Here is a 25,601-nt window from a genome sequence, read left to right as displayed (position 1 = left end):
GCGCCCAGGTGCGGGAGGTGGGGAGGAGAGGGCGGCGGCGGCACGGCCCTCCGGGCGTCCGGGGAGACCCCGGTCGAGGGTCCGCCGGGGGGAGCCGGCCCGGGGGGCGCGCCTGCCGTGTGCGGTCGCCATCAGTGTCGGGCCGGGCCCATTGATGAGTCCAACACATGCTTGTCACCTGATACATCGCGTATCACGATGGATCGATGGAGCTCCAGCAGATGCGTTACGTGATCGCCGTGGCCGAGACGAACAGCTTCACGAGGGCCGCCCGGCGCTGCCTGGTGGTGCAGTCCGCACTCAGCCACCAGATCGCGCGCCTGGAGAAGGAACTGGGCGCGAGGCTCTTCGAACGCACCAGCCGCCGGGTCCGGTTGACCCCGGCGGGCGCGGCCTTCCTGCCGGCCGCCCGCCAGTGCCTGGACGCGGCGGACCGGGCGGCCGCCGAGGTCGCCGCGGCTGTCGGGGAGGTGCGCGGGCGCCTGAGGGTGGGGCTGATCCCCACGGTCGCCGCCGTGGACGTCCCCGCCGTCCTCGGGGAGTTCCACCGGCGCCACCCGAAGGCCCGGGTCAGCCTCGGCGTGGGAGCGAGCGACGAGCTCGTCGAGCAGGTCAGGCAGGGCGAGATCGAGGTGGCCTTCCTCGGCGTTCCGGTCACGGCCCGCCCGCGGGGCGTCATGGCGCGGGAGCTGGCCCGGGAGCGGCTGGTCGCCGTGGTCGCCCCGGGCCACCCGCTCGCCGGTGAGACCTCGGTCGACCTCCGCCGGCTGTCCTCGGAGGTGTTCGTGGACCTCCCGGCGAGGACCGCCGGCCGGGCCCAGTCCGACCTGGCCTTCGCCGCCGCCGGTCTCACCCGCGAGGTCGCCTTCGAGGTGACCAACGCGGACTATCTGGCCCGGCTGGTCGGCGCGGGCCTGGGCGTGGCCCTGCTCCCGCCCTCGTACGTCGCGTGCCTGACCGGGCTGGTCACGATCGAGGTCACGGACGCACCGGCCCGCGCCGAGTACGTGATCTGGGGCCGGGAGGGCCGCCACCCGGCTGCCGCCGCCTTCCTGGAGCTGTTGGGCATCACGGAGGAGTGAGGCCCGCTCCGGGGGCGGGTGCGGGTGCGGGGTGCTCCGGTGCGGGGGTGGCCGGCGGCAGCGGAGGTGGGCGGCACCCGCGCGGGTGCCGCCCACCATGTGCCTGCGCCGTCCTACCGCGCCGAGGCCGCCTGGATCCCCTGGAGGGCGGACACCAGGGCGTCGACGTCCTGCACGGTGTTGTAGAGGGCCAGCGAGGCCCGCACCGCGCTCTGCAGGCCGAAGGACGCGAGCGCCGGCTGCGCGCAGTGGTGCCCGGCGCGCACCGCGATGCCCTCCCGGTCGAGCGCCCCGGCGAGGGCGGTCGGGTCGGTACCGGACAGCAGGAAGGTCAGCACGCCGATCTTCCCCGGCGCGTCGCCGATCAGCCGCAGCCCGGGGACGGCCGCCAGCGCGCCCATGGCGTACGCGGTGAGCTGCTCCTCGTACGCGGCGGCGGCCGCCCGGTCGAGCCCGGCCAGGTACCGCAGGGCCGCCCGCAGCCCCGCGGCCCCGGCGATGTGGCCGGTGCCCGCCTCCAGCCGGTGCGGGACGGGAGCGTAGGTGGTCTCCTCGAACCCCACCGAGTCGATCATGTTGCCGCCGCCCTGCCACGGCGGCATGGCCTCCAGCAGTTCGCGCTTTCCGTAGAGCACGCCGATGCCGGTCGGGGCGAAGATCTTGTGCCCCGAGAAGGCGTAGAAGTCGGCGTCCAGCGCGGTGACGTCCACCGGGAAGTGGCTCACCGCCTGCGCGCCGTCCACCAGGACCCGGGCGCCGTACCGGTGTGCCAGCGCGGTCATCTCGGCCACCGGCGGGACCGTCCCGAGCACGTTCGAGGCGTGGGTGAGCGCGACGAGCTTCGTCCGCGAGCCGAGCAGGTCCCGGTAGGCGTCCTGGTCCAACTGCCCGTCGGGGAGCAGCGGGATCGGCCGGATCCGGGCCCGGCGCTCCTTGGCGATCAGCTGCCAGGGCACCAGGTTGGAGTGGTGCTCGGCCGCCGAGACGAGGACCTCGTCGCCCACGCCCAGGTTGGCGCGGCCCCAGGACTGCGCCACCAGGTTGACGGCCTCGGTGGTGCCCCGGACGAAGACGATCTCGCCGGCGTCCGGCGTGCCGAGCAGCTCGGCGGCCTCCTCACGGCCCTCCTCGTAGACCTGGGTGGCCTGCTTGGCGAGGGTGTGCGCGCCGCGGTGGACGTTGGAGGTGCCCGTCGCGTAGTGCTCGGAGACCGCCTCGACCACCTGGCGCGGCTTGAGGGTGGTGGCCCCGTTGTCGAGCCAGACCAGCGGGCGGCCGTTCACCTCCCGGTGCAGCTGGGGGAAGTCCCGCCGGACGGCCTCGACGTCGAACCCGCCCGGAGGGGCGGCCGGAGGGGCTGCGGGCGGGGCGGCGGGGGCGGTCCGGGTCGTGCTGTCCGGCTGCGCAGGCAGCCAGTACCGGGGACCGCCCGCCGCGTGCGCGAGCGCCTCGGGCACCGGGACCCGCACCGGTGCCGGGCCGGCCGAATGTCCGGTACCGGCCGGGTATCCGGTGTCGGCCGGCTGTCCGGTACCGGCCGGAGGCCGGCCCACCCCGGAGAGACCGGTGCCGCGGCCGAATCCGTCAGGAGTAGTCATGGTAGTTCGACACCTCGACGTTCTGGAGCACGGCGATGGCGTCGTCCACCAGCGCGGCGGCCGAGAAGTAGCTGGTCACCAGGTACGAGGTGATGGCCTGCCGGTCGACACCCATCGCCCGCACCGAGAGGCCCGGCTCCACCTCGTCCGGCACCTTCGACGGGCGCAGGCCCACCACGCCCTGGCGGTCCTCGCCGACCCGCATCAGCAGGATGTTGGTGGTGCCGGGCGCCGAGTTCGACGAGCCCTTCAGGTCGAGCTTGTCGGAGGGCAGCAGCGGCACCCCGCGCCAGGTCAGGAACGGGCTGCCGAAGAGCTCGACGATCTGCGGCGGCACCCCGCGCCGGGTGCACTCGCGCCCGAACGCGGCGATCGCCCGCGGGTGGGCGAGGAAGAACGCCGGCTGCTTCCAGACCCGGGTCAGCAGCTCGTCCAGGTCGTCAGGGGTCGGTGCGCCCTTGCGGGTGCGCACGCGCTGGCCCGGCACGACGTTGTTGAGCAGCCCGTACTCGGGGTGGTTGAGCATCTCCCACTCCTGGCGCTCGCGGAGCGCCTCGGTGGTCAGCCGCAGCTGCGCCTGGACCTGGTCGATCGTGGAGTTGTAGACGTCCGAGACCCGGGTGTGCACCTTGAGGACGGTCTGCGCGATGCTCAACTCGTACTCGCGGGGGCCCTCCTCGTAGTCCACGAAGGTCTCCGGCAGGTACGGCTCGCCGGAGTGGCCCGAGGTCAGGTCGATCGGGTGCTCGCGGTCGGCGGGCTGCCGGCCGTCGGCGCGGAAGGCGTCCAGCTGGGCGCGCAACGACGGCTCGCGGTCGGCGAGTTCGACGAGCATGCGGCGGTCGAGGGAGAGCACGGTACACGCGCTGACGGCCTGGACCCGGTAGGGCATCGGGGTGCCGTCGACCCACGCGGTGGCGTCGAAGTGGTCGCCGTCGCCGAGGACGGCGAGCAGGGCGTCCGAGCCGTACTCCCCGGTGGCGCGCTTCTCGGCGCGCCCGAAGGCGAGGACGTGCAGCTGCTCGGTGGGAGTGCCGGCGTCGACGATCAGTTCGCCGGGCGCCACCTCGCGCTCGACGAAGCCGTTGGCGAGGGCGGTGAGCAGCGGGCTGTCCACCTGGCTGAGGAAGGGCAGCTCGCGCAGGTCCTCGGCGACCACCCGGGAGGTGTCGTCGCCGTCGACGTAGGTGCTGATCTGCCCGTCGCCGAGGATGAACCCCCGGCGGCGGTTGACCCGGTAGACACCGGCCTCCAGGTCCACCCAGGGCAGGGAGCGCAGCAGGTAGCGGGGGGTGATCCCGAGCATCTGCGGCGCGGTCTTGGTGGTGGTGGCCAGGTTCCTGGCGGCGGAGGTGCTGAGACTCTGCCGGCTCGGCTGACTCGGCTGGTTCTGCTGAACGGTCTCGGTCGTCATGGCTGGTCCCTGTTCTGGTCGGGAGAACTGAGTGAGCGTCAGACCCGTTGCGGGGAAGGCGGATCGGCCTCGGGTGACCCGCCGCGACGATTGTTCCGGCCGCGCCGGGGCGGCGTGGGCCAGTTCGATTGGGGGTCGTTGGTTCCGGTGCAGAACATCGACGACGGGCTCTCGCCAAACTCACTCGAACGGATGAACCAACCCATAAGTGGGTGTGAGATGTTCGAAAGTCGAACTTGGGATGCGGCCCGAGCCCGTCATGACGGCCCCGGCCCGGCCCCGGCCCCGGCCCCGTCGGCCCCCCGCAACCGCGGACGGGCGGATGCCCGGCATCATCCGATCGGAGGATGCCCGGTCGAGCGTGATGGGCGATGCCCGGCCGGGCCCCGGCTCGTGATCATCGAGGCATGCCCATCATCGAAGTCACCGGACTGCGCAAGTCCTACGGGGGCCGGACCGTCGTCGACGACGTGTCCTTCACCGTCGACGAAGGCGAGGTCTTCGGCGTGCTCGGCCCGAACGGCGCGGGCAAGACGACCACGGTCGAGTGCGTCGCAGGCCTGCGGGCACCCGACGCCGGGCGGGTGCGGGTGGCCGGCCTCGACCCGCGCACCGACCGCCGGGACGTCACCCGCGTCCTCGGGGTGCAGCTCCAGCGGAGCGCGCTCCAGGAGGACCTGACCGTCCGCGAGGCGCTGCGGCTCCACAGCGCCTTCCACCGGGCCCCGGCCGACTGGCGGCAGCTCGCCGGGCGGCTCGGCCTGGCCGACCGGCTCGACGCCCGCTTCGGCACGCTCTCCGGCGGCCAGCGGCAGCGCCTGTCCATCGCGCTCGCCCTCATCGGCGCCCCCCGGGCCGTCGTGCTCGACGAACTCACCACGGGCCTCGATCCGCGCGCCCGGCGCGACACCTGGAAGCTGGTCGAGGACGTCCGGGACTCCGGGGTGACCGTCCTCCTCGTCACCCACGTGATGGAGGAGGCCCAGCACCTGTGCGACCGGATCGCAGTCCTCGACGCGGGCAGGGTGGTCGCCCTCGACACGCCCGACGGGCTGATCCGCCGCACCGACGGCGCCACGGTCGCCACCTTCACCCCCTCCCGCCCCGTCGGCGACCTCGACCTGGCCGCGCTGCCCGGCGTGCTGTCGGTACGGCAGGCCGAGGACGGCCGGGTGACCGTGCGCGGCACGGACGAGACGGTCGGGGCGCTGATCGCCCTGCTCGCCGGGCACCGCATCACGGCGCACCGCCTCCAGGTCGCGAACCCCACCCTGGACGACGCCTTCCTCCACCTCACCGAACGGGGTACCTGAGATGTCCGCAACCGTTGCCGTGCTGAAGGCCGAGGCCCGGCTCATCGGCCGTCACCGCGCCGGGGTGTTCTGGGTGGTGGCCTTCCCGGCCCTGCTGCTGGTCGTCCTCGGTCTGCTGCCGTCCTTCCGCGCGGCCGACCCGGCACTCGGCGGGCGGCGCATGGTCGACGCCTACGTCCCCGTGCTGGTGCTGCTCGCCGTGATCATGTCCGGTACGCAGGTCATGCCGGGGTTCCTGGTCGGCTACCGGGAGCAGGGGATCCTGCGCCGGATGTCCACCACGCCGGTCCGGCCGCTCACCCTCGTGACGGCGCAGATCGTCCTCCACGCCGTCGTCGCGCTCGGTTCGGCGGTCCTCGTCGTGGCCGTCGGGCGGCTCGTCCACGGCGTGCCGCTCCCCGGGCACCTGCCCGGCTACGCGCTGGCCCTCGTCCTCGCCGCCCTGGTCGCGCTCGCGCTCGGCACCGTCCTCGCCGCGTTCGTCCCGACCACGAAGCTCGCCACCGGCGTCGCGACCGTCGCGTTCTTCCCGCTGGCCGTCTCCGCGGGTCTGTGGGGACCGGTCCAGGTCCTGCCGGAGGCCGCCCGGGGCATCATCGGGTCCACTCCGTTCGGCGCGGCCGCCGGGGCGCTCGACCAGGCGACGGGGGGCGAGTGGCCCGGCTGGTCCCCGCTCGGGGTGACGGTGCTGTGGACCGCCGTCCTGATCACCGCCGCCGTGCGGTGGTTCCGCTGGGAGTGACCGGATCGGAGAATGGCCCCATGGTGCGTGACGCGGTGCCCGTGGAGGTCCGCTGGGAGCAGTTCCACCGGTGGGCGCCGACCCTCCTGCTGGGCACCGCCTCCCTGGGGGCGGCGGCCACCGCCGACCTCGACGGGCCCGGCGAGCGGTACGGGGCGGTGGCGCTGGTGGGCGCCGCGCTCGCCCTGCACCTCTGGTGGAACCGGACGGCCCCCGGCCCGGCCGGTGCGGGGTCGGCGGGTGCTGGGTCCGGCCCGGCGGTCGCGGAGGCCGGGCCGGCGGGCCCGGCGTACTACGCCGTCCGGTTCGTGCTCTCCTGCGCGCTCTGCTGGCTGGCCCCGGTCTTCCTCGTCTACGCGGTGATCGGGTACTACGACGCCGTCCGCTGGCTGCCGGCCCGCCTGGCGCGCGCCGGGCTGCTCGCCACGGCCGTGCCGATGTCCGCCGTCAGCGTCGGGGGCCTCCCGCCGAGCGGCCCCACCCAGTGGACCGGCTTCGCGGCGGTCTACGCGCTCAGCGGCTCGATCGCCCTGCTGCTCCACCACTTCTCCGTCAAGGAGGGCGAGAGCACCCGGGCCAAGGCCGACACCATCGCGGAACTGCGGCGCGCCAACGCCCGCCTGGAGGAGGCGATGCGCGAGAACGCGGGCCTGCAGGCCCAACTCGTCGTCCAGGCCAGGGAGGCGGGCGTCCACGACGAGCGGCGCCGCCTCGCCGCCGAGATCCACGACACCATCGCCCAGGGACTGGCCGGCATCGTCACCCAGCTCCAGGCGGCCGCCGACAGCGCGGCGCCCGCCACCACCCGCGACCACGTCGAACGGGCGGCCGCCCTGGCCCGGCAGAGCCTCGGCGAGGCGCGCCGCTCGGTCCGGAACCTGGCCCCGGCGCCGCTGCAGCACGAGGCGCTGCCCGGCGCACTGGAGTCCGTCGTGGCGCAGTGGTCGGAATCGACCGGCGTGCGGGCCGAGTTCACCGTCACCGGGACCGTGGAGCCGCTGCACCACGAGATCGAGGCCACCGTGCTCCGCATCGCCCAGGAGGCGCTGGCCAACGTCGACCGGCACGCGCGCGCCACCAGGACCGGCGTCACCCTGTCCTACTTCGACGACGAGGTGAGCCTCGACGTCCGCGACGACGGCCGGGGCTTCGACCCGCTGCGCCCGCCCGCGCGCGGCGCGGCCGGCGGCTTCGGGCTCGCCGGCATGCGCCTGCGGGCCGAACGCGTGGCGGGCGCCGTCGAGATCGAGTCGGAGCCCGGCACCGGCACCGCGGTCTCGGCCCGCGTACCGTTGGTGCGCCATGACTGAACCGCCCGTCACCCTGCTGATCGTCGACGACCACCCGGTCGTGCGGCACGGACTGCTCGGCATCTTCGCGGCCGCCGGCGCGGGCTTCGAGGTCCTCGGCGAGGCCGCCGACGGCGTCGAGGCGGTCGCCCTGGCCGAACGCCTCCACCCCGACGTGGTCCTGATGGACCTCCGGATGCCCGGCGGCGGAGGGGTCGAGGCGATCAGGGAGCTGGCACGCCGCTGCCCGCGCAGCAGGGTGCTCGTGCTCACCACCTACGACACCGACCACGACACCATCCCCGCGATCGAGGCCGGCGCCACCGGCTACCTCCTCAAGGACGCCCCCCGCGACGAGCTGTTCACCGCCGTGCGCGCCGCCGCCGAGGGCCGGACCGTGCTGTCCCCGGCCGTCGCCGCCCGCCTGGTCTCCCGGGTGCGGGCCCCCGGCGGCGCCGCCCTGAGCGCCCGGGAGCACGAGATCCTGCGCCTGGTCGCCAAGGGCACCTCCAACCGTGCGGTGGCCGCCGTCCTGTTCATCAGCGAAGCCACCGTGAAGAGCCACCTCACCCACATCTACGGCAAGCTCGGCGTCAAGGACCGCGCCGCGGCCGTGGCCACCGCCTACGACCGCGGCATCCTCGGCTGACGGCGACGACGTCCCCCGGGGCCGGGCCGGGGCCGACAGCCGTACCGGCCCGCCGTCGGTGCCGGGGGAGCGGGCGGTCAGGCCCGGGGGTGGTCGGGGCCGGCGTCCGGCGGGGTGCCGGCGTCCGCCGCCCCGGGGACGGGCCGTCGGCGGGCGGCGCGGTGCAGGACGAGCTGGGGCAGGACGAGCCAGGTGGTGGTGAACCAGAGCAGGACGGCGGAGCTGAGGATCCACGCGGCGGCGTCGTTGCCGGTGGCCGTGCGCAGCAGGAGGAGCAGGGCGGCGGCCATGGTCAGGGCCAGCGTGACGAGGCCGATGGCGATGAGGCGGCCGGCGATGCGGATCAGCTCGGGCTTCAGGCCGTGGCCGGCGAGGAAGCGGTGGAAGGCCACGGGGGCGACGAGGGCGCCGGTGGAGACGGCGCCGAGCAGGACGGTGGCCACGTACAGGTCGTGGTCGAAGTCGGGCAGGCCGGCGAAGCGCGGGGTGAAGGCGACGCCGATGAGGAAGCCGAAGAGGATCTGCGCGCCGGTCTGCGCGACGCGGACCTCCTGGAGCATGTCGGTCCAGAGGCGGTCCGCCCGTTCCGCGGGCGTCTCGTCGCGGCCGGAGCGCGGGGCGGCCGGGTCGCCGTCGGTCGTCACGGTGGGCCTCTCCGGCGCGGCCGGGTGTCCCGGCCGGGCCTGGTCATGCGGGGTGTCCGGCGTCGATGTCCCGCACGTCGCGGAAGGACAGCGCCCGCCGGTGCCCGGTGGTGCGGGTGGTGAGGGGGTCGAGGAGGAACCCGACGTGGTCCCCCCAGTCGGCCCGGTCGCGGATGCGGCCCGCGAACCAGGCGGCGGCGTCGGTGAGGACGGGGACGCCGTCCGGGCCGGGGGTCCAGGCGACGGACGCGAACTTGTCGACCTCGTCGCCGGTGCGGCCGCCGAAGAGCTCGGCGAGGTCGTGGCGCTGCCTCGGCAGCAGGTGGACCGCCAGGGTGGTGGCGCGCGAGGCGACGGCGTAGGTGCGGTTCGCCTTGGAGATCCACACGGTGAACCGGGGCGGCCGGATCGAGCACTGCCCGGCGAAGCCGACCAGGCAGCCCGCCCGTTCCGCGTCGGCCGCCGCGGTGACGATCTGGACCGGGTAGTCGAGCAGGTCGGCGAACGCGTCGAAGTCGTTCATGCTGCCGTCTCCTCTCGGGATGGTCATACCCGCAACCCGTGTCCGCGGATCCCGTGGGCCGGTCGCGGGGCGGTCGGGGCCCGTCGCGGGCCCTTCGGCGTGGCTCAGCGCGGCGTGTTCCGGCCCCCGCGCCGGAACCGGACCGCGGCGACGACCAGGGCCACGGCCAGGACCGCGATGCCGATGAAGAGCAGGTAGAGCAGTCCGTCGACGACCACGCCGACCAGTCCGAGCACGACCGCGGCGAGGAGCAGGAAGAGTACGAGCGCCATGTCGGCCTCCTTGGGTTCTCCGCGTGGCGGATCCCCGGTGCGGCGGGGGCGTCGGGTCCCCGCCGCACGGTCAGCGCGCCGACCGCGTCCCGGGAACCTCTCCCGAGGCCGTCCCGGGGGCGGGCACCGGCGGGGGAGCCGGGTCGGGCCCGGGGCCGGGGACGGGCGGGCCGGGCACCGGCGGCACCGGGTCCGGCGGCGCCGGGTACGGTCGGGGGTCGCCCGGTGTGGGATCCGGAGCCGGGTGTCCTGGGCCGGGCGCCGGAGGCCCGGGCTGCGGGGGTCGGGTGTCCGGGTCGGGCGGGACGGGGACGGTCATGGCGTTCCTCTCTGTGTTCACCGGCTTGCTCTCACCGGCTGGTTCTCACCGGGTTGCCTCAGCGGGTTGCCTCAGCGGTTGTCGTCACCGGCCGAGGGCGTGCTTGAGCTGCTGCTTGTTCATCTTCGAACGGCCCTTGACGCCACGGTGCCTGGCCTCGTTGTAGAGCTGCTCGTACGTCGGCCCGGCGGCGCCGCTGTGCGAGCGCTTCCCGCCGCGGTGGCCGGAGGACACGTCGTGCGTCGAGCTGCGACTGGCGGTCCTGGACTCGCCGTGCCGGGCACGCTCCTTGTTGACCGTGCGGGCGGCGATCTCCTTCGCCCGTGCCTCGCTCTCACCGCGGTCGAGGGCGCTCTCCTTGATGTGCTCGTACTGGCGCTCCCGCTTCGGGCTGGATCCCCTGGGCATGGTGCGCTTCTCCTTCCGCAGGCCGTCCACCGGCATTCCGCCGGTGTCCGGGCCTCCACGTCTACCCGGTGCGCGCCGGTCGACACGGCCTCGCACCGCCGGGGTCCGGGCACGTCCGGCGGGCCGGTCCGCCCGGGGCCGGCCCGCCGGTTGGGCGCGGGGATCCGGGGCAGGCGCGCGGTATGTTGCTGTTCAGACCACCAGGTGTGTACCCGGTCCAGGGCGATACCGCCCTGTTGACGGAGAGCCTCTCCCGGGAGGGCCCGCTGCGGGGGGCACGCTGCCTCGACCTCGGGACCGGCACCGGCGCGCTCGCGCTGGCGGCGGCCGGTCGCGGGGCCCGGGTGACGGCGGTGGACGTGTCCTGGCTGGCCCTGGCTACCGCGGGCCTGAACGGCTGGCTCCACCGGCACCGGATCCGGCTGCGCCACGGCGACCTGGCCGGGCCCGTCCGGGGCCGGCGGTTCGACCTGGTGCTGAGCAACCCGCCGTACGTGCCCGCCGAACGGGCCGGGAGCCCCCGGCGGGGCATCGCGCGGGCCTGGGACGCGGGCCCGGACGGCCGGCTGCTGCTCGACCGGATCTGCCGGGAGGCCCCCGGCCTGCTGGCGCGAGGAGGGGTCCTGCTGCTGGTGCAGTCCTCGCTCGCCGACGTCCCGGCGACCCTGCGCGCGCTCGGGCGGGCCGGGCTGGCGGCCGAGGTGGTGGCCCGGCGGCGCCAAGGGTTCGGGCCGGTGATGACGGGGCGGGCCGCGTGGTTCGAGAGCCGTGGCCTGATCGACCCGGGTGTCCGCGAGGAGGAGCTGGTGGTGATCCGCGGTGCGCGTCCGGCCTGACCCGCCGCGTCCGGGCCGTCCGCCGCGACCGTCCGGGGCGCCGTACCCACCTGAGCCGCCCCGTCCGTCGCCGTCCCGCTCGAACGAGCCGCCCCGTCCCGAGGCCGGTGGCCCGCGGCTGGTGCGGCCCACCGAGCGCGGCCCGGTGCTGATCGAGGGCCCGGTGGAGATCGTGCTCCCGGACGGCACCACGGTCCGCTCCGACCGCCCGGTGGTGGCCCTGTGCACCTGCGGCCGCAGCCGCCGCTACCCGTTCTGCGACACCAGCCACCGCCGCCACCGCCCCGGTGGTTCACCCGCTCCCGGTGGGCGGCCCGCCGCTCCGTGAGCCGTCGGGCGGCGCCCCGCCGGGCAGCGGCCCACCCCGGAGCGAGCTGTGCCCGGCGGTCCAGGCCGCCGTCAGGTGGGCGGCGAGCCGGTCCTCGGCGAGCGAACCTGCGGCGATCCCGAAGGCGACGTCGCCCGCCAGCCCGGGCTCCGCCGCGAGCAGCGGAGTGATCACGCCGTGCCGGACCAGCTGTTCGTGCACGGCGTCGGCCTCCACGTGCTCCTGGTAGAAGCGGGTGCCGGCCGGGCCCGCGCCCAGCTGCTCGAAGGCCTGTGCGAGCCGTGCCGAGCCGGGTGAGGAGGTGATCTCCACGGCCGCGAACTGCCCGACCAGTGCGCCCCGCAGCGCCCGGTGCAGGCCGAACAGCGACATCAGGTCGACCACCGCCAGCGCCGGGGCGGCCGCCGCGTCGACGTAGCGGCCGTACGCGGGATCCAGGCCGAAGTCCGCCATCATCTCGGCGAACAGCCGGGAGTGGGCCCGGTCGGGGTGCCCCGCGCCGTACTCGTCGTACTCGACGGCGAGGAACGCCGCCTGCGCCGCGCCACCGAGCCGGGGCGCCGCCCACAGCTGCGGATCGGCCTCCTTGAGGTGGTACAGCGAGCGGTGCACCAGGTACTCGCGGGCCTGCCAGCGCTCGCCGCGGGCGAGCAGGAAGTGGGAGGGGCCGGTGCCGGTGCGCGGTTCGGTGAGCAGCCGGTCGAGCAGGTCGTCGAGCGGGGGCGGTTCGCCCGTCTCCTCCCGGACGGCGGCCAGGAAGTGCCGCTCCAGCTCGCGGCGCAGCCGCAGCAGTTCGGGGTCCCACTCCCAGGCCGGGTCGACGCCCTCGAAACCGCGGTAGTGCAGTTCGTAGCAGAGGTAGAGGGCCAGCTGGAGGTCCCCGCCCCAGGGGTCGTCCGTGCGGGTGGGGTACGGCCGGAGCCGGTCCGTGCCGCCGGGCGGGCCGGCGGTGAGGGCGGTCCGGACGCCCTCGGAGAGCGGGCCGCGCGGGGCGGGCGGGCGGGGTGCTCGGGGTGTCTCGATCACGGCGGCCTCCGAGGGGGCGGGGCGGCGGTCAGGCCGCGTCGGGTCGGGTCGCACGCGCGCGGGACGCGCCCGTGCGGTGCGCGTCCACGGCGTGGACGTCCTCGCGGCGGGCGTCCACCCGGGGCACCTCGGGCCGGGCCCCGTCGGGCAGCGCCGAATCGAGTTCGAGGGTGCAGCACTTGGCGCCGCCGCCGGCCTTGCGGAACTCCGACACGTCGACGCCGACCGGCTCGAACCCCCGGCCGGCCAGCCGGTCGGCCAGCCGGTCAGCGGTGCTGGGGAGCACGACGTGCCGGCCGTCGCTGAAGGCGTTCAGCTCGAAGCGTCCGGCCTCCTCCCGGGTCGCGAGCAGCGCGTCCGGGAACAGCGCCCGCAGCGTCGCCAGGCTCGCCCGGTCGAAGGCGCCCGGGTAGTACACCGCCTCGGTTTCGCTGAGGACGCACAGCGCGGTGTCGAGGTGGTAGAAGCGCGGGTCCGCCAGCCGCAGGCTCACCACCGGGAGGCCGAGCCGGCGGCTGACCTCGTCGTGGGCCGCCGACTCGGTGCGGAAGCCGGTTCCGGCGAGCAGGGTCCGGCCCGCGGTGAGGATGTCGCCCTGTCCCTCGTTGACGTGCGCCGCCATGCCGACCTCGGCGAACGGGCGGCCGGTGAACCAGCGCCAGAACGCCAGCGCCTCCGGGGCCCGCTCCGGGTGGCGGAACCGGGCGACCAGGACCCGCCCGTCGACCACCGTGGCCGCGTTCGCGCTGAACACCATGTCGGGCAGCCCCGGCACCGGGGCGGCGAACTCCACCTGGTGCCCGAGCGAGCGGTACACGTCCACCAGGTGCTCCCACTGGCGGACCGCCAGCGGCCGGTCGACCGGTCTCCCGGGGACCATCCACGGGTTGATCGCGTAGTCCACCGAGAAGTACGTGGGCGGGCACATCAGCAGCCGGCGGCGGCGTGCGGCGCGTTCCGGGCGGGACATGGCGGTCACTCCTCAGGTTCGACGGGCCCCCGGCGAGCGTCTGCCCGGTGAGGGGCCCGCCACTCGGATCCGTCCCGGCCGTCGGGGAACGGACCGGGGCCGCGCCGGAGGGGAGGTTTCGGCTCGGCGGACCGGAGCAGACGCCCGGAGACGCCGGAGCGACCACGCCCGGCCCGAGAACGGAGGAGCGACGCCATGAGCGCCGGCAAGAAGATGAAGAACGTCGCCGAGAAGGCGAAGGGCAAGGCGAAGGAAACCGTCGGCAAGGCCACCGACGACCCGGGCCTGAAGGCCGAGGGCCGGGCGACCCAGACGAAGAGCGACATCAAGCAGGCCGGCGAGAAGCTCAAGGACGCCACCAGGCACTGACCGTCCGCTCGTCCGCTCGTCCGCTCGTCCGCTCGCCCGCTCGTCCGCGAGGGCGGACCGCGGTGCGCACGCCCCGGCCGGTACGACGCCCCGGGGCCGGGACCTCCCCGGCCCCGGGGGCGCCGGGTTCCGCCCGCCGTCCCGGGGTAGACGCGAGGTCCGGAGCGGATGTGAGGAGAAGCGAGGTGACGTCGTGCGTTGTGTCCCCTCGCTCGACGTCGACCTGGACGGCGCGCCCGGGTCGGAAGGCCTGGCGCGAAGCGCCGCAGGACGCTTCCTCGGCGAGCTGGCCGGCCTCGACCGGGGCGGACTGAGCCCGCAGACCCGGCGGGACGCCGTCCTGGTGGTCGGTGAGCTGGTGGGAAACGCGTGCCGCCACGCACCGGGCCCGTGCAGGCTGACCATGGCCGTCGCCGACGCGGGCGTCGAGATCGCCGTCGAGGACACCAGCCCGGAGCTGCTCCGGCCGGCCGGGAAACCGGGGCCGTCCGGATACGGGCTGCTCGTGGTGGCCGCCATCGGCCGCCGGGTGCACGCCGTCCGCACGGCCAGCGGCAAGATCGTCGAGACGACCGTACGGAACCGGGGAGGGACGATGCGGCCTATCGTGGAATGACGACGTGGGAGGAGCAGGCCATGGAAGCCGACCGTGTCCCCGTGGGACTCTCGGTGACGGTCAGCCCCTCCGGACGGAGCGTGGTCGTCCGTCCCGAGGGCGAACTGGACCACGACACGGCGCAGCCGCTGCGCGAGGCGCTGGAGACGGTGCTGCGCGGCCCGCCCGGCCCGGTCGTCGTCGACTGCGACGGCCTGTCCTTCTGTGACTCCACCGGCCTGAACCTGCTGCTGCGCACCCGCCTCGCCGCCGAGGACGGAGGCCGGACACTGGTGCTCGCCGGGCCCAGCCCGATGGTGGCCCGCATGCTGGAGATCACCGGTGCCGAGGGCATCTTCCGCATCTTCCCCTCGGTGGGCGAGGCGCTCGCCGGCCAGGACTGCTGATGCAACCCGACGCCGAACGGAGCCTGGCCCTGGTGTCCGCCACGGGGGCGGTCACCAGGTCGCGTGCGTTCACCCGGGAGGCCCTGCTCGACTGGGGCTGGCTCCCGGCCGCCGGGGGCGAGCGCAGGGCGGTGGCCGAGGACGTCCTGCTGATCGTGAGCGAGCTGGTCACCAACGCCGCCCGCCACGCCGGCGGCCCGATCGAGCTGCGCCTGCGCCGCTCACCGTCGGGGTTGCGGGTGGAGGTGTCCGACGAGAGCCCCGAGCCGCCCGTACTCCGACGCAACGACGACCCGGCCGTCCCCGGTCGGCACGGACTGCGCGTGGTCGCGCTGCTGTCCTGGGCCTGGGGGAGCGTGCCCGGCGCGGACGGCAAGACCGTGTGGTCGGAGATCTCCGCCCCGCCCGCGGCGGCCGAACGGACCGGGGAACGCGGATGACGGAACCGCAGAGCGAGAGCGCCCGGCTGCGGGCCACCATCGACCGGCTGCGCGGCGAGGTGGAGGGGCAGCGCCGCGCCATGCGCACGCGCGCCGTGATCGAGCAGGCCAAGGGCATCCTGATCGAGCGGATCTCGTGCACCCCGGACGAGGCGTTCAGCCACCTCGTCCAGCTGTCCCAGGACAGCAACCGCAAGCTCGTCGACATCGCCGCCGACCTCCTCGGGACCGCCGCGCCGCCGGACGGCGACGAGCCCGTGCCGTTCCCCGCCCCGCCCGCCGCACCGCGGCTCCCCGCCCCAGTCCGGGCCGGTCCGGCGCGGCCCGGCCCGGACTCCCCGCGGCCCCGGGTCGTTGCCGCTCCCGCGGGCGTGGACGACTTCGCGGCCCGCTACCACGTCGCCGCCTCGGCCCTCGCCTCGGCCGAGTCGCCCGACGAGCTCGCCGCTCTGCTCACCGAGACGGCCCTCGCCCCGCTGGGCGTCGGCGCCGTCGCCCTCACCGTCCTGGAACCGGACGGCGCGCTGCGGCTGGTGGCCAGCCACGGAGTCCCCTCCCACCAGCTCAGCCAGTGGCAGCGGATCCCCCCGAACATGTCCCTGCCGCTGACCGACGCCGCGCGCGGCGGGGCCACCGTCTGGGTGCGGCGCTCCGAGTTCGCCACCCGCTACCCCGACCTGAAGGGCGAGGACCTCGTCCCCGGTGACACCGTCTGCGCGCTGCCGCTGCGCACCGGCGAGCAGTTGATCGGCGCGATGAAGCTCGGCTGGCCCGGGACGTTCCGCCCGGACCGGCCCACCGAGCGCTACCTCTCCGCGCTGGCCCGGCTGTGCGCCGCCCAGCTGCTGCGGGTGCTCGCCCCCGACGAGGACGAGGCGGGGGCGCCGGTGCCCGCCGGCGAGCCGTGGTTCCGGGCGGTGCTGGACGCCCTCCTCGACCCGGTCCTGATCCTGCACGCCGTCCGCGAATCCGAGGGCAAGGTCACCGACCTGCGGGTCGCGCACGCCAACGCCGCCACCGTCGACCTGGCCGGCCGCACCGGCCAGGACATCACCGGCCGGCTGCTCAGCGAGCTCTACCCCGGCATGGTCTCCTCGGGGACCTTCCAGCACCTGCTCGACGTCGCGGCCTCCGGCCTGCCCTACGAGGGGGAGGCGGAGCAGTACGTCGAGATCGTCGGCGGCGCCGTCCACGGCTCGACCATGACGCTGCACGCCACGCCGTTCCTCGACGGGGTCCTGGTCAGCTGGCGCACCCACGACGAACAGGAACGCCGGGAGCAGCAGCTCGCCCAGGCCCAGCGGCTGGCCGGCCTCGGCACCTGGCAGTGGGAGGTCTCCACCGCGCGACTCGACTGCTCGCCCGAGGTCTTCCGGCTGCTCGGCCTGCCGGAGCGGGCCGCGTCCGGCACGATCACCCCGGCCGAGGCGGAGGCCGCCGTCGCGCCGGCCGACCGTGAGGCCGTCCGGATCCTGGCGGAGCGGCTGCTCGCCGGGCACGCCTCCGCCACGCTGGAGTTCCGGATGGTCCGCCCGGACGGCATCGCGCGGACCGTCCGGGCGATCGCCGAGACCGTCCCCGGCAACCGGGACGGCGAGGTCCTCGCGGTGCGCGGCGTCATCCAGGACATCAGCGCCTGGCGGCACACCGAGAAGGCGCTCGCCGACACCCGGGCCAGGCTCGCCGAACAGGTCCGCCGGACCGCCGTCGAGCACCGCGCCGTCCGGGCGCTCCAGCACGCGCTCATGGACGTGCCGAGCAGTCCGCCCACGCGCAACCTCGACGTGGCGGCCCGCTACCTGCCGGCCGAGAGCGAGACCCGGGTCGGCGGCGACTGGTACGACATCCTCACCCTCCCCGACGGCACCGTCCTCATCGTGGTCGGCGACGTCTCCGGGCACGGACTGCGGGCCGCCGCCGGCATGGCGCAGCTGCGCGACGCCCTGCGCGGCCTGGCCTTCACCGGCGCCGAACCGGAACGGCTGCTCCAGCTCCTCAACGAGATGCTCTGCCACCTCGGCGCCGACTTCATCGCCACCGCCGTCTGCGGCCGGCTCGACCCCGTACGGCGCACCCTGACCTGGGCCCGGGCCGGGCACCTGCCGCCGCTGCTGGTCCACGACGGGGTCGCCCGCTACCTGGAGCCGCCCGTCGGGCCGCTGCTCGGCGCCCACCCGGCAGCCGTCTACCGCAGCACGGTCCTGACCCTCGCACCGGACGACCTGGTCCTGCTCTTCACCGACGGGCTGGTCGAGCGGCGCGACGAGGGCCTCGACCGGGGCCTCGAACGGCTGCTCAGGGCGGTCGAGGAGTACAAGGTGCCGGGGATCCCGGGCTGCCTCGACCACGTGCTGCGCCGGCTCCGGGCCCCCAATCCGCAGGACGACACCTGCGTCATCGGCATCCGGCTGGCCTGAAGGGCCGGCCCGGACGGTGGGCGCGGTCCGGGCTGGGGCGTGTGGTCCTACCGGTGGCGCACAGGATGATTCATCCGCCGATGGGTGGGTATCACCAGAGAACGGAGTGTTCGGGCCCACGGCCCCTCCGTACCGGCGGTCCGCATCCGCCGGGTTCACGGCACGCTCACCGTGCCGGGATGCCGCCGCCTGAAGAAGCCGGGTGCCACGGTCTCCCATCCCCTTTCCTGCGCGCCCCCGCCGCCGGCCGTCCGTCGCCGTCCCGCGGGTGGACGCGGCGCCCCGTTCGTCCGGGGCGCGGCGGCGCAGGGACCAGCCAGGGAGATGACCCCCCGTGCCCACCCTCACCACCTCGACGCCGCCCGCACACGCCCCGACCGAGCAGGACTTCCCCCGACCGACCCCCGCCCGGATGCGGGCCATGGGCAAGGCCGAGGCCAGGGCGGTGAGCGACGCGCTGTTCGAGCGCCTCGCCGCACTGGAACCCGAATCGGCCGCCTACGGCTACGTGCGCGGCACGATCATCGAGCTCAACATGCCGCTGGTGCGGTTCGTCGTCGCGGGCTTCCGCAACGGCTCCGCCGAGCGGGAGGACCTCCTTCAGGTCGGCACGGTCGGCCTGATCAAGGCGGTCGACGGCTACGACCACCGGCGGGGCGTGGTGTTCGTGACGTACGCGATCCCGACCATCGCGGGCGAGATCAAACGGTTCTTCCGTGACACCTCCTGGCCGGTGCGGGTCCCGCGCAGCCTCCAGGAGCTCTACCTGAAGGTCGCCCGCCGCTCCACCGTCCTGGAGCAGGAGCTCGGACGGCTGCCCACCGTGGAGGAGCTCGCCCGGGAGCTGGACCTGGACGCCGACGAGGTCGCCGCCGCGCTCGGAGTGGGCCGTGCCTACCGTTCCGACTCGTTGGACGCGCTGCGCGAGGACCGCGAGGACGAGACCGGCAGCGCGCTGATCGACCGCCTGGGGGAGCAGGACCGCAACCTCGCGCTCGTCGAGTTCCGGGAGTCCGTGCGGCCGCTGCTCGGGGACCTCTCGCCGCGCGAGCGCACGGTCCTGATGCTGCGGTTCTGGGGGGACTGCACCCAGTCGGAGATCGCCGGGGAGCTCGGCTGCTCCCAGATGCAGGTCTCCCGGCTGCTGGCCGCCACCCTCGGCAGCCTGCGGGAGCGGCTGGCCGACCCGGCGGCGGAGAGCCGCTGAGGGAGTCGTCGGGGAGCCGTCGGAGTGTCCGACCGGTGGGTCGACCGGTGGGCCGAAGGGCATTTCGCGCCCGCCCGATTGAAGAGCCGGGAACAGGAAAGGCGCAGGAGTGGCCTCCGCAACGGCGGAGGGCGACAGCCGAGGGGGGCAGAACGGAGATCGTCGTGATCGTCCTCGGAGTCATCCTCCTCGTCATCGGATTCGTCACCGGACTTTCCATCCTGTGGACCATCGGAATCATCCTGGCCCTCATCGGCGTGATTCTGTGGATCATGGGCGCGGTCGGCCACGAGGTCGGCGGCCGCCGCCACTACTACTGACCGGCCCGGTGTGCCCGGGCCGAGGGCGGCCGCCCCGGCCGCCCGAGCCGCCCCCGGCTGCCCGAACCACCCGTCCGCCAGATCCGCCAGATCCGCCAGATCCGTCAGACCCGTCAGACCCGCCCGACCTTCGCAGTACCGAACCGTCCCGCCCGGCGCCTTCGCCGGGCGGGACGGTTCCGGTTTCGCGCCACGGCCGGGTGATCACGCCTGGTGACGATCCGATGCCCGGATCGTGCGAGGTCCGTGCCGCCGGTTGAGAGTGTCGGTCCGTACCGGAACCGCGAGGGGCCGGTCGCCTTCGCACGACGTATCCGCAGCCTCCGGAGGAATCCTCATGACCCGCACCAAGCGCCTCGCCGCCGCGGCGGCGGCCGTCACCGCGGCCGTCCTGGTCCCGTTGACCGCCGCCCCGGCGAACGCCGCGCCCGGTCCCGCCACCCACCTCGGCATGACCTGGGAGCTCCTCAACTACGGGCCCGACGGCTCCGTCCAGGTGGGCGGCCCGGGCGGCAGCCCGAGCAACGCCTACCAGGGCGACACCCCGCCGTCGGCCTCGCTGCCCGTGCTCTGCCTCAAGGTGGACGGCAGCCCGGTCCCGGTCGGCATCACCCCCGCCTTCCACAGCGGCTGGGCCCTGGGCACCGTCGCGCTCAGCGCCCCGGTGAAGGGCTACCGCCTCAACAGCCGTGCCGCGGCCGACACCATCTGCCAGGCCACCTTCGGCGCCGGCTGGCGCCAGGCCGAGTTCCACGACGGCCACTACGGCCCGGACCTCGCCCAGACCGGCGGCTGGACGTTCTGGGCCTACGGCAACATCCCCAACAACACCCGCTTCTGGACCGCGATCATCGGCCAGCCGGCCAACCCCTGGGACTGACCCCCACCCCGACGGCCGCCCCCGCCCGGTCCGGGCGGGGGCGGCCGTGCTCGGGCGTGTTTGCAGAGTCCCGCCGGGGCCGCGACTCTGCAAACACGCCCGGCGGTCCACCACCTCGGTGGCAGGTCGTCAGGCCTGCTGCGGCAGGGAGGCGGTGCGTCCGGTGCCGCGCGGGTCAGGACGGCGCCCGTTCGTCACCCGCCGTCCCGCCGGCCGGGCTCGGCGCCGCCCGCAGCCTCCTTCGGTGCCACGGTCCGGAGGGCGGCGTCGGCACCGGCCTCCCCGACGGGGCCCGGTGCCGGCTGCGGGAGGGGGAGGAGGACGAACGGGCGGGTGACGAGCCAGGTCGTCAGGGCGAGGTCCTGCGGGCGCGCCAGACCGTCAGGGTGGTCAGCAGGCCGATGGCCGCACCGGTCCAGAGGGTGGTGGTGAGGTCGGCCGCGTCGACCACGAGGCCGCCGCAGAGGGCCCCGAGGGCGATCGCGAGGTTGAACACGGAGGCGTTGAGGGCGGTGGCGGCCTCGGTGTCGCCGGGGGCGGACCGCAGGATCCAGGTCTGGACGCTCACCGGGACGCCGCCGAAGGCGAGCCCCCAGCCGATCAGCAGCACGATGCCGCCGACCGGCGCCGTGCCGACGAGCGGGAAGAGCGCCAGGACCACGGCGAGCGCCAGGCCGATGGCCATGATGATGCTGCGGATGTCGCGCCCCACGGCCGCGCCGACGACGAAGTTGCCGATGATGCCGGCGACGCCGAAGGCCAGCAGGAGCGGGCCGACCATCCCCGCGTCGATGCCCGAGACGTCCTGCAGGATCGGGCTCACGAAGGTGAAGGCCGCGAAGTGGCCGCCCACGAGCAGGAAGGTGGTCAGCACCCCGGCCCGCACCGCCGGGTTGCGGAACTGTGCGACGAGGGTGGCCGGCCGGACCGGTTCGGCGGCGGGCATCGCCGGCAGGAGGGCGAAGAGGGCGGCCACGACGAGCAGCCCGAGCCCGCCGACGGTCGCGAAGGCCGCCTTCCAGCCGCTGAACTCCCCGATCAGCGTGCCGGCCGGCACACCCAGCACGTTGGCGGCGGTGGCGCCGCCGAAGGTGATGGCGGTGGCCCGGCCGACGAAGGCGGCCGGCACCATTCGGACCGCGATGCCGGCGGCGAGCGCCCAGAAGCCGCCGATGCTGATGCCGATCAGGAAGCGCGCCCCCAGCAGCACGGGGAAGTTCCGCGCCGTGACGGAGAGCAGGTTCGCCGCGGCCATCAGGCCGAGCAGGGCGATCAGGACGGTCCGGCGGTCCCGCCGCCCGATCAGCACGGGCAGCAGCGGCGCGGTGGCGGAGGCGACCAGCCCCGGCACGGTCACCATCAGGCCGGCGGCCCCTTCGGAGACGTCGAAGGCACCCCCGATGGGTGTGAGCAGCCCCATCGGCAGCTGCTCGGCGGTCACCATGGCGAAGGTGCCGACGGCCACGGCCACCAGGGCCAGCCATCGTCGCAGCGGTACGGTCTCCGGGCCGGGGCCGGGGGCCGGCGGGCTGTCGGTGGGGTGCGGCCGGACGGGTTCGACTGTCGTCATGTGGGACGTTCCTCGGGTGGTGGCGGGCCGGCGGGTGCGGTCGCCGGGCGGAGGGTTCGGACGGGGGACGGCGCGGAGTGCGGGGACTGCGGGATGGGCGGGGAGTGGAGGGGGAGCGGGGCGGGCGGGCCCGGCCGGCCGGGCCCGGATCCGTTCCGCCGAGGACCGCCTGACGGACAGGCAGGCGGGAGGGGGGAGCGGGCCGGAAGGCGGGGCCGGGCGGTCCGGTGGGCGCGATGTCGGGGCAACACAGCCGCAGGTCAGGTGAGTTGCACCGGGCCAGGGCCTCGGTGGACGGCGCTGCCGCGGACCCTCCCACCTTCCCCCCGCGGCGCTTTCGCGATCAACGTAGACTTCGCGCGCTGATCGATAACTCCGGGGTTATCGCACGGGAGGGGGCGGACAGCCGTGGAACTGCGTGACATCGAGATCTTCCTGGCGCTGGCGGAGGAACTGCACTTCGGCCGGACCGCCGAGCGGCTGCACATATCCCAGGCGCGGGTGAGCCAGGCCATCAAGAAGCAGGAACGGCGCATCGGCGCCCCCCTGTTCGACCGCACCAGCCGCACCGTGACGCTCACCCCCGTCGGCCACGTCCTGCGCGTCGAGCTCCAGCAGGCCTACGACCTGATCCACGGCGGTCTCGCCCGCGCCAGCGATGCCGCGCTGGGTGTGCGGGGCACGCTCCGGCTGGGGGTCATGGGCGTGCTCGGCAACGAGATGCGCCCGGTCATCGACGCCTTCGAGGCCCGCCACCCGGAGTGCACCGTGGAGGTCGTCGAGTACCAGTTCAGCGACCCGTTCGGCATGCTGCGCGCCGGCAGGCTCGATGTGCAGGTGATCTGGCGCCCGGTGCACGAACCGGACCTCAGCGTCGGCCCCACCGTCCTCACCGAGGGCCGCGTCCTGGGTGTCGCGACCGACTCGGACCTCGCCGGGCGCGAGTCCGTCTCGCTGGAGGACCTCGCCGGCCGGGCGATCCTCGACCCGGGCCCGGGGGTGCCCGGGTACTGGATCGACGCGATGCTCCCCACGTCCACCCCGAGCGGGCGCCCCATCCCGCGCGGCCAGTCCGTGCGGACCTTCCACGAACTGCTCTCGCTCCTCGCCGCCGGCCAGATCGTCTGCCCGGTCAACGCCCACGTCCGCCGCTACTACACGCCGCCCGGCATCACCTTCGTGCCCATCCACGACGCCCCGCTCACCGAGTGGGCCCTCGTCTGGCCCACCGCGGGGAAGTCCGCCCGCCTCGAAGCCTTCCTCCGGACAGCCGCCGAACCGGACGCCGCCCGGCAGATCGGCTGAGCCGACGGCGGCACGGGGCCGGAACCGGGTCCGTGCCGCCGTCGGACGGGTGGGGTGCGGACGCGTTCGCGTACCCGCTCCGGCCCGGCCGGGGCGTGCACAGCCTCAGCTCGCCCGGGCGACGGCCTTCCGGACGTGGGCGGAGACCTCACCGAGCGGGACGTCGAGGGTCTCGCCGGTCGCGCGCTCGGTGAACTCCACCGTGCCGCCCGCCAGTCCGCGCTTGCCGACCGTCACCCGGAACGGGATCCCGACCAGCTCGCTGTCCTTGAACTTGACGCCGGGCCGCTCGTCCCTGTCGTCGAGGAGGGTCTCCACGCCGTCCGCGAGCAGCTGCCCGTACAGCTGCCCGCCGGTGGCCGCGACCTTCTCGTCGGCCGGCTGGGCGACCACGATCACGGCCTGGAACGGCGCGACCGGGACCGGCCAGACGATGCCGCGGTCGTCGTGGTGGCACTCGACGATCGAGGCCATGGCCCGCTCGACGCCGATGCCGTAGCTGCCCATGATCACGTCGGTGGGGGTGCCGGTCGCGTCGAGGACGCGCACGCCGAGGGCCCGGCTGTACTTGCGGCCCAGCTTGAAGATGTGCCCGACCTCGACGGCCTTCTGCACCTGCAGCGGCTCGCCGCACCGGACGCAGGGCTCGCCCGCCGCCACCTCGCGCAGGTCGGCCCAGCGGGTCGCCCCGATGTCCCGGGCCGGGTCGACGCCGCGCAGGTGGACGCCGTCCCGGTTGGCGCCGGTGAACATGTCGGTGCGGCCGCGCAGCGCCTCGTCGGCCAGCACCGGGAGCTCGTCCGCGACGCCGACGGCGCCCAGGCTGCCGGGCAGGGCGCCGAGCGCCTCCCGGATCTCCTCGGGCCGGGCCGGCCGGACCTCGGTGGCGCCGGTCGCGTCGGCGAGCTTCTGCTCGGACAGGGCGTGGTCGCCGCGGAGCAGGACGAGGGTGAGGGTGCCGTCCAGGACGTGGACCAGGGTCTTGATCTGGCGGTCGGCCGGGGCGCCGAACCGGGTGGCCAGGTCGTCGATCGTGCGGACGTCCGGCGTGTCGAAGGGTTCGGGGGCGTCCGGGCCGGCACCGTCCGCGCTCGGCGGGAGGGCGGAGGAGGCCTTCTCGACGTTGGCCGCGTAGCCGCAGGCGGGACAGTGGACGACGAAGTCCTCGCCGACCTCCGACAGGCACATGAACTCCGTCGAGGCCGAGCCGCCCATGCTCCCGCTGGACGCCTCGACCGCCAGCGCGGGGATGCCCAGCCGGGCGAAGATCCGCTCGTAGGCCGCCCGGTGCAGCTCGAACGAGCGGTCGAGCCCCTCGGGGGCCAGGTCGAAGCTGTAGGAGTCCTTCATGGTGAACTCGCGGGTGCGCATCAGCCCGGCCTTGGGGCGCGGCTCGTCGCGGAATTTGGTCTGGAACTGGTACCACATCTGCGGGAGTTGACGATAGGAGTTCAGTTCGAGGGCGAGTGTGGCGAAGATTTCCTCGTGCGTCATTCCCAGCGCCAGATCGGAGCCCCGGCGGTCCTTGAGACGGAACATCTCGTCACCCATGGAATCCCAGCGCCCGGTGCGCTGCCAGATCTCGGCGGGGTGCATCGCGGGCAGTGAGAACTCCTGCGCGCCGATCGCGTCCATCTCCTCGCGGACGACGGCGACCACCTTGGCGCGCACCCGGACGGCCAGCGGCAGCAGCGAATAGTGACCCGACATCAACTGCCTGATGTATCCGGCCCGTTGCAGGAGCTGATGGCTCGGTGCTTCGGCTTCCGCCGGGTTCTCCCGGAGGGTCGGGATGTGCATCTGGGACCAGCGCATGGCCGACTGCTTTCTTCGGGGATCCCGGTTCCGACCCGGCCGGTTCCGCGGGACCCCGAGGAGAGGGAACGTGGGTGGCGATCTGCGGTGCCCGGGGGAGGGCGGCGGTACCCGCCGGGGACCGCCGCGGGGCGGGCGCGATTCCGTGCCCCGGCCCCCGGGGTGGGAGACGAATTTTCCAGAGTCGGCAGGGGAAGGCAAGCCGATATGCCGGGAATCGCCGCTCGGTGCCGGTGGAGCGGCGCCCGGCGGCACCGGCGGTACTGGCGGCATCGGCGGTATCGGCGGCTCCGGCCCCTCCGGGGCTTGGCATAAACAGGTCACGATCGGCGGGGCGGGCGCGTACGCTGTCGCGGATGAAGATCCGAATCGCCTCCGACGAGGACTGGCCGAGCATCTACCCGTTCTACTCCGCGATCATGGCGGAGGGGCGGACGTACGCGTTCCCCGAGCGGCAGAGCCTGGAGGAGGCGAAGCCGTGGTGGATGGAGGCGCCGCCGGGGCGGACGGTGGTGGCCGTCCTGGACGGGGTGATCGTGGGCTCGGCGAAGATGGGGCCGAACAAGCCCGGGCGCGGCGCGCACATCGGGACCGGCTCGTTCCTGGTCGACCCGGCGTACCAGGGCCGCGGGGTCGGGCGCGCGCTCGGCGAGTACGTGGTCGCCTGGCACCGCGAGCAGGGGTTCCACGGGATCCAGTTCAACGCGGTGGTGGAGGTCAACGAGCCCGCGGTGCACCTCTGGACGTCGCTGGGGTTCGAGGTGGTCGGCACCGTGCCGGAGGTCTTCGACCACCCCGAGCACGGACTCGTCGGCCAGCACGTGATGTTCCGCCGGCTCTGAGGCCCGCCGGCTCCGGGGCCC

27 protein-coding genes are annotated in these 25,601 nt (G+C 74.8%); 17 read left to right on the top strand and 10 right to left on the bottom strand.

The features are described 5' to 3' along the window. Window positions 1–206: 206 nt before the first annotated feature. Entirely contained in the window at window positions 207–1,082 is an 876-nt protein-coding gene (locus AC067J_RS34895) for a LysR family transcriptional regulator (protein ID WP_478306152.1), read from the top strand. A gap of 113 nt (window positions 1,083–1,195) precedes the next feature. Here AC067J_RS34895 and AC067J_RS34890 read toward each other — a convergent pair whose 3' ends face one another. Next, a complete protein-coding gene (locus tag AC067J_RS34890; protein WP_478306151.1) occupies window positions 1,196–2,680 on the bottom strand; it encodes a SufS family cysteine desulfurase in 1,485 nt (494 codons plus the stop codon). Next, entirely contained in the window at window positions 2,667–4,094 is a 1,428-nt protein-coding gene (locus AC067J_RS34885) for a family 2B encapsulin nanocompartment shell protein (protein WP_478306150.1), read from the bottom strand. The genes AC067J_RS34890 and AC067J_RS34885 overlap by 14 nt, the downstream gene beginning before the upstream one ends. A gap of 407 nt (window positions 4,095–4,501) precedes the next feature. On the opposite strand from AC067J_RS34885, the gene AC067J_RS34880 reads away from it, so the two are divergent. The 4 genes from AC067J_RS34880 to AC067J_RS34865 are packed head-to-tail and all read left to right on the top strand — an operon-like array spanning window position 4,502 to window position 8,087. Continuing rightward, window positions 4,502–5,407, top strand: a complete 906-nt coding sequence (locus AC067J_RS34880; RefSeq protein ID WP_478306148.1) for an ABC transporter ATP-binding protein — start codon at window positions 4,502–4,504, stop codon at window positions 5,405–5,407. A gap of 1 nt (window position 5,408) precedes the next feature. Next, on the top strand, window positions 5,409–6,149 hold the full coding sequence (locus AC067J_RS34875; RefSeq protein ID WP_478306146.1) for an ABC transporter permease: 741 nt from the start codon (window positions 5,409–5,411) through the stop codon (window positions 6,147–6,149). Window positions 6,150–6,169: 20 nt separating this feature from the next. Continuing rightward, window positions 6,170–7,459 carry a sensor histidine kinase gene (locus AC067J_RS34870; protein WP_478306144.1) on the top strand — a complete coding sequence of 430 codons (1,290 nt, stop codon included), beginning with the start codon at window positions 6,170–6,172 and terminating at the stop codon, window positions 7,457–7,459. Further along, window positions 7,452–8,087 (top strand): response regulator, encoded by a 636-nt coding sequence (locus tag AC067J_RS34865; RefSeq protein WP_478306142.1) that lies wholly within the window; start codon window positions 7,452–7,454, stop codon window positions 8,085–8,087. The genes AC067J_RS34870 and AC067J_RS34865 overlap by 8 nt, the downstream gene beginning before the upstream one ends. A 77-nt stretch (window positions 8,088–8,164) precedes the next feature. Here AC067J_RS34865 and AC067J_RS34860 read toward each other — a convergent pair whose 3' ends face one another. The 4 genes from AC067J_RS34860 to AC067J_RS34845 all read right to left on the bottom strand — a co-directional run bounded on the left by AC067J_RS34860 (window position 8,165) and on the right by AC067J_RS34845 (window position 10,253). Next, entirely contained in the window at window positions 8,165–8,731 is a 567-nt protein-coding gene (locus AC067J_RS34860; RefSeq protein ID WP_478306140.1) for a DUF6328 family protein, read from the bottom strand. 43 nt (window positions 8,732–8,774) lie between these two features. After that, window positions 8,775–9,254, bottom strand: a complete 480-nt coding sequence (locus tag AC067J_RS34855; RefSeq protein WP_478306138.1) for a flavin reductase family protein — start codon at window positions 9,252–9,254, stop codon at window positions 8,775–8,777. A gap of 104 nt (window positions 9,255–9,358) precedes the next feature. Beyond that, window positions 9,359–9,526: a hypothetical protein gene (locus AC067J_RS34850; RefSeq protein WP_478306136.1), complete on the bottom strand. Its 168-nt coding sequence runs from the start codon at window positions 9,524–9,526 to the stop codon at window positions 9,359–9,361. Between the two features lie 403 nt (window positions 9,527–9,929). Further along, window positions 9,930–10,253 carry a plasmid stabilization protein gene (locus AC067J_RS34845; RefSeq protein ID WP_478306134.1) on the bottom strand — a complete coding sequence of 108 codons (324 nt, stop codon included), beginning with the start codon at window positions 10,251–10,253 and terminating at the stop codon, window positions 9,930–9,932. A gap of 182 nt (window positions 10,254–10,435) precedes the next feature. Here AC067J_RS34845 and AC067J_RS34840 point away from each other — a divergent pair, with 182 nt between their 5' ends. Next, a complete protein-coding gene (locus tag AC067J_RS34840) occupies window positions 10,436–11,089 on the top strand; it encodes a HemK2/MTQ2 family protein methyltransferase (protein ID WP_478306132.1) in 654 nt (217 codons plus the stop codon). Window positions 11,090–11,207: 118 nt separating this feature from the next. After that, window positions 11,208–11,417 carry a CDGSH iron-sulfur domain-containing protein gene (locus AC067J_RS34835; RefSeq protein ID WP_478306171.1) on the top strand — a complete coding sequence of 70 codons (210 nt, stop codon included), beginning with the start codon at window positions 11,208–11,210 and terminating at the stop codon, window positions 11,415–11,417. On the opposite strand, the gene AC067J_RS34830 is transcribed toward AC067J_RS34835, so the two are convergent. Both AC067J_RS34830 and ddaH read right to left on the bottom strand, forming a co-directional pair. Continuing rightward, window positions 11,382–12,443, bottom strand: a complete 1,062-nt coding sequence (locus AC067J_RS34830) for an iron-containing redox enzyme family protein (RefSeq protein WP_478306130.1) — start codon at window positions 12,441–12,443, stop codon at window positions 11,382–11,384. The two genes, AC067J_RS34835 and AC067J_RS34830, sit on opposite strands and share 36 nt — an antisense overlap. Window positions 12,444–12,471: 28 nt before the next feature. Next, window positions 12,472–13,413: a dimethylargininase gene (gene ddaH / locus AC067J_RS34825; protein ID WP_478306128.1), complete on the bottom strand. Its 942-nt coding sequence runs from the start codon at window positions 13,411–13,413 to the stop codon at window positions 12,472–12,474. A 195-nt stretch (window positions 13,414–13,608) separates the two neighbouring features. Here ddaH and AC067J_RS34820 point away from each other — a divergent pair, with 195 nt between their 5' ends. The 8 genes from AC067J_RS34820 (at window position 13,609) to AC067J_RS34785 (ending at window position 20,048) form a co-directional block, all read left to right on the top strand. Further along, window positions 13,609–13,782, top strand: coding sequence for a CsbD family protein (locus AC067J_RS34820; RefSeq protein WP_478306127.1), 174 nt, complete (start codon window positions 13,609–13,611; stop codon window positions 13,780–13,782). A 193-nt stretch (window positions 13,783–13,975) separates the two neighbouring features. Further along, window positions 13,976–14,398 carry an ATP-binding protein gene (locus AC067J_RS34815; RefSeq protein WP_478306126.1) on the top strand — a complete coding sequence of 141 codons (423 nt, stop codon included), beginning with the start codon at window positions 13,976–13,978 and terminating at the stop codon, window positions 14,396–14,398. A 20-nt stretch (window positions 14,399–14,418) separates the two neighbouring features. Next, window positions 14,419–14,784 carry an STAS domain-containing protein gene (locus AC067J_RS34810; RefSeq protein ID WP_478306124.1) on the top strand — a complete coding sequence of 122 codons (366 nt, stop codon included), beginning with the start codon at window positions 14,419–14,421 and terminating at the stop codon, window positions 14,782–14,784. Beyond that, window positions 14,784–15,224 (top strand): ATP-binding protein, encoded by a 441-nt coding sequence (locus AC067J_RS34805; protein ID WP_478306122.1) that lies wholly within the window; start codon window positions 14,784–14,786, stop codon window positions 15,222–15,224. The genes AC067J_RS34810 and AC067J_RS34805 overlap by 1 nt, the downstream gene beginning before the upstream one ends. Beyond that, complete coding sequence (locus AC067J_RS34800) at window positions 15,221–17,641, top strand: SpoIIE family protein phosphatase (protein ID WP_478306120.1); 2,421 nt, start codon at window positions 15,221–15,223, stop codon at window positions 17,639–17,641. The genes AC067J_RS34805 and AC067J_RS34800 overlap by 4 nt, the downstream gene beginning before the upstream one ends. A gap of 334 nt (window positions 17,642–17,975) precedes the next feature. Then, complete coding sequence (locus AC067J_RS34795) at window positions 17,976–18,848, top strand: SigB/SigF/SigG family RNA polymerase sigma factor (RefSeq protein ID WP_478306118.1); 873 nt, start codon at window positions 17,976–17,978, stop codon at window positions 18,846–18,848. A 164-nt stretch (window positions 18,849–19,012) separates the two neighbouring features. Then, window positions 19,013–19,168, top strand: coding sequence for a DUF6131 family protein (locus AC067J_RS34790; protein ID WP_478306116.1), 156 nt, complete (start codon window positions 19,013–19,015; stop codon window positions 19,166–19,168). Window positions 19,169–19,505: 337 nt separating this feature from the next. Further along, complete coding sequence (locus tag AC067J_RS34785) at window positions 19,506–20,048, top strand: hypothetical protein (RefSeq protein WP_478306114.1); 543 nt, start codon at window positions 19,506–19,508, stop codon at window positions 20,046–20,048. A gap of 349 nt (window positions 20,049–20,397) precedes the next feature. Here the strand turns inward: AC067J_RS34785 and AC067J_RS34780 are convergent, their stop codons facing one another. After that, window positions 20,398–21,618 carry an MFS transporter gene (locus tag AC067J_RS34780; RefSeq protein ID WP_478306112.1) on the bottom strand — a complete coding sequence of 407 codons (1,221 nt, stop codon included), beginning with the start codon at window positions 21,616–21,618 and terminating at the stop codon, window positions 20,398–20,400. 408 nt (window positions 21,619–22,026) lie between these two features. Between AC067J_RS34780 and AC067J_RS34775 the strand changes: the two genes are divergently transcribed. Beyond that, a complete protein-coding gene (locus tag AC067J_RS34775; protein WP_478306110.1) occupies window positions 22,027–22,923 on the top strand; it encodes a LysR family transcriptional regulator in 897 nt (298 codons plus the stop codon). Between the two features lie 105 nt (window positions 22,924–23,028). On the opposite strand, the gene AC067J_RS34770 is transcribed toward AC067J_RS34775, so the two are convergent. Beyond that, window positions 23,029–24,738 carry a proline--tRNA ligase gene (locus AC067J_RS34770; protein ID WP_478306108.1) on the bottom strand — a complete coding sequence of 570 codons (1,710 nt, stop codon included), beginning with the start codon at window positions 24,736–24,738 and terminating at the stop codon, window positions 23,029–23,031. Window positions 24,739–25,094: 356 nt separating this feature from the next. Here AC067J_RS34770 and AC067J_RS34765 point away from each other — a divergent pair, with 356 nt between their 5' ends. Beyond that, window positions 25,095–25,580 carry an N-acetyltransferase family protein gene (locus AC067J_RS34765; RefSeq protein ID WP_478306106.1) on the top strand — a complete coding sequence of 162 codons (486 nt, stop codon included), beginning with the start codon at window positions 25,095–25,097 and terminating at the stop codon, window positions 25,578–25,580. Window positions 25,581–25,601 lie beyond the last annotated feature (21 nt).

This window comes from Kitasatospora sp. NPDC042419 (assembly GCF_056437345.1).
Note: the sequence above shows the minus strand (reverse complement) of the source record. Positions and strands in the feature narration are given on the sequence as shown.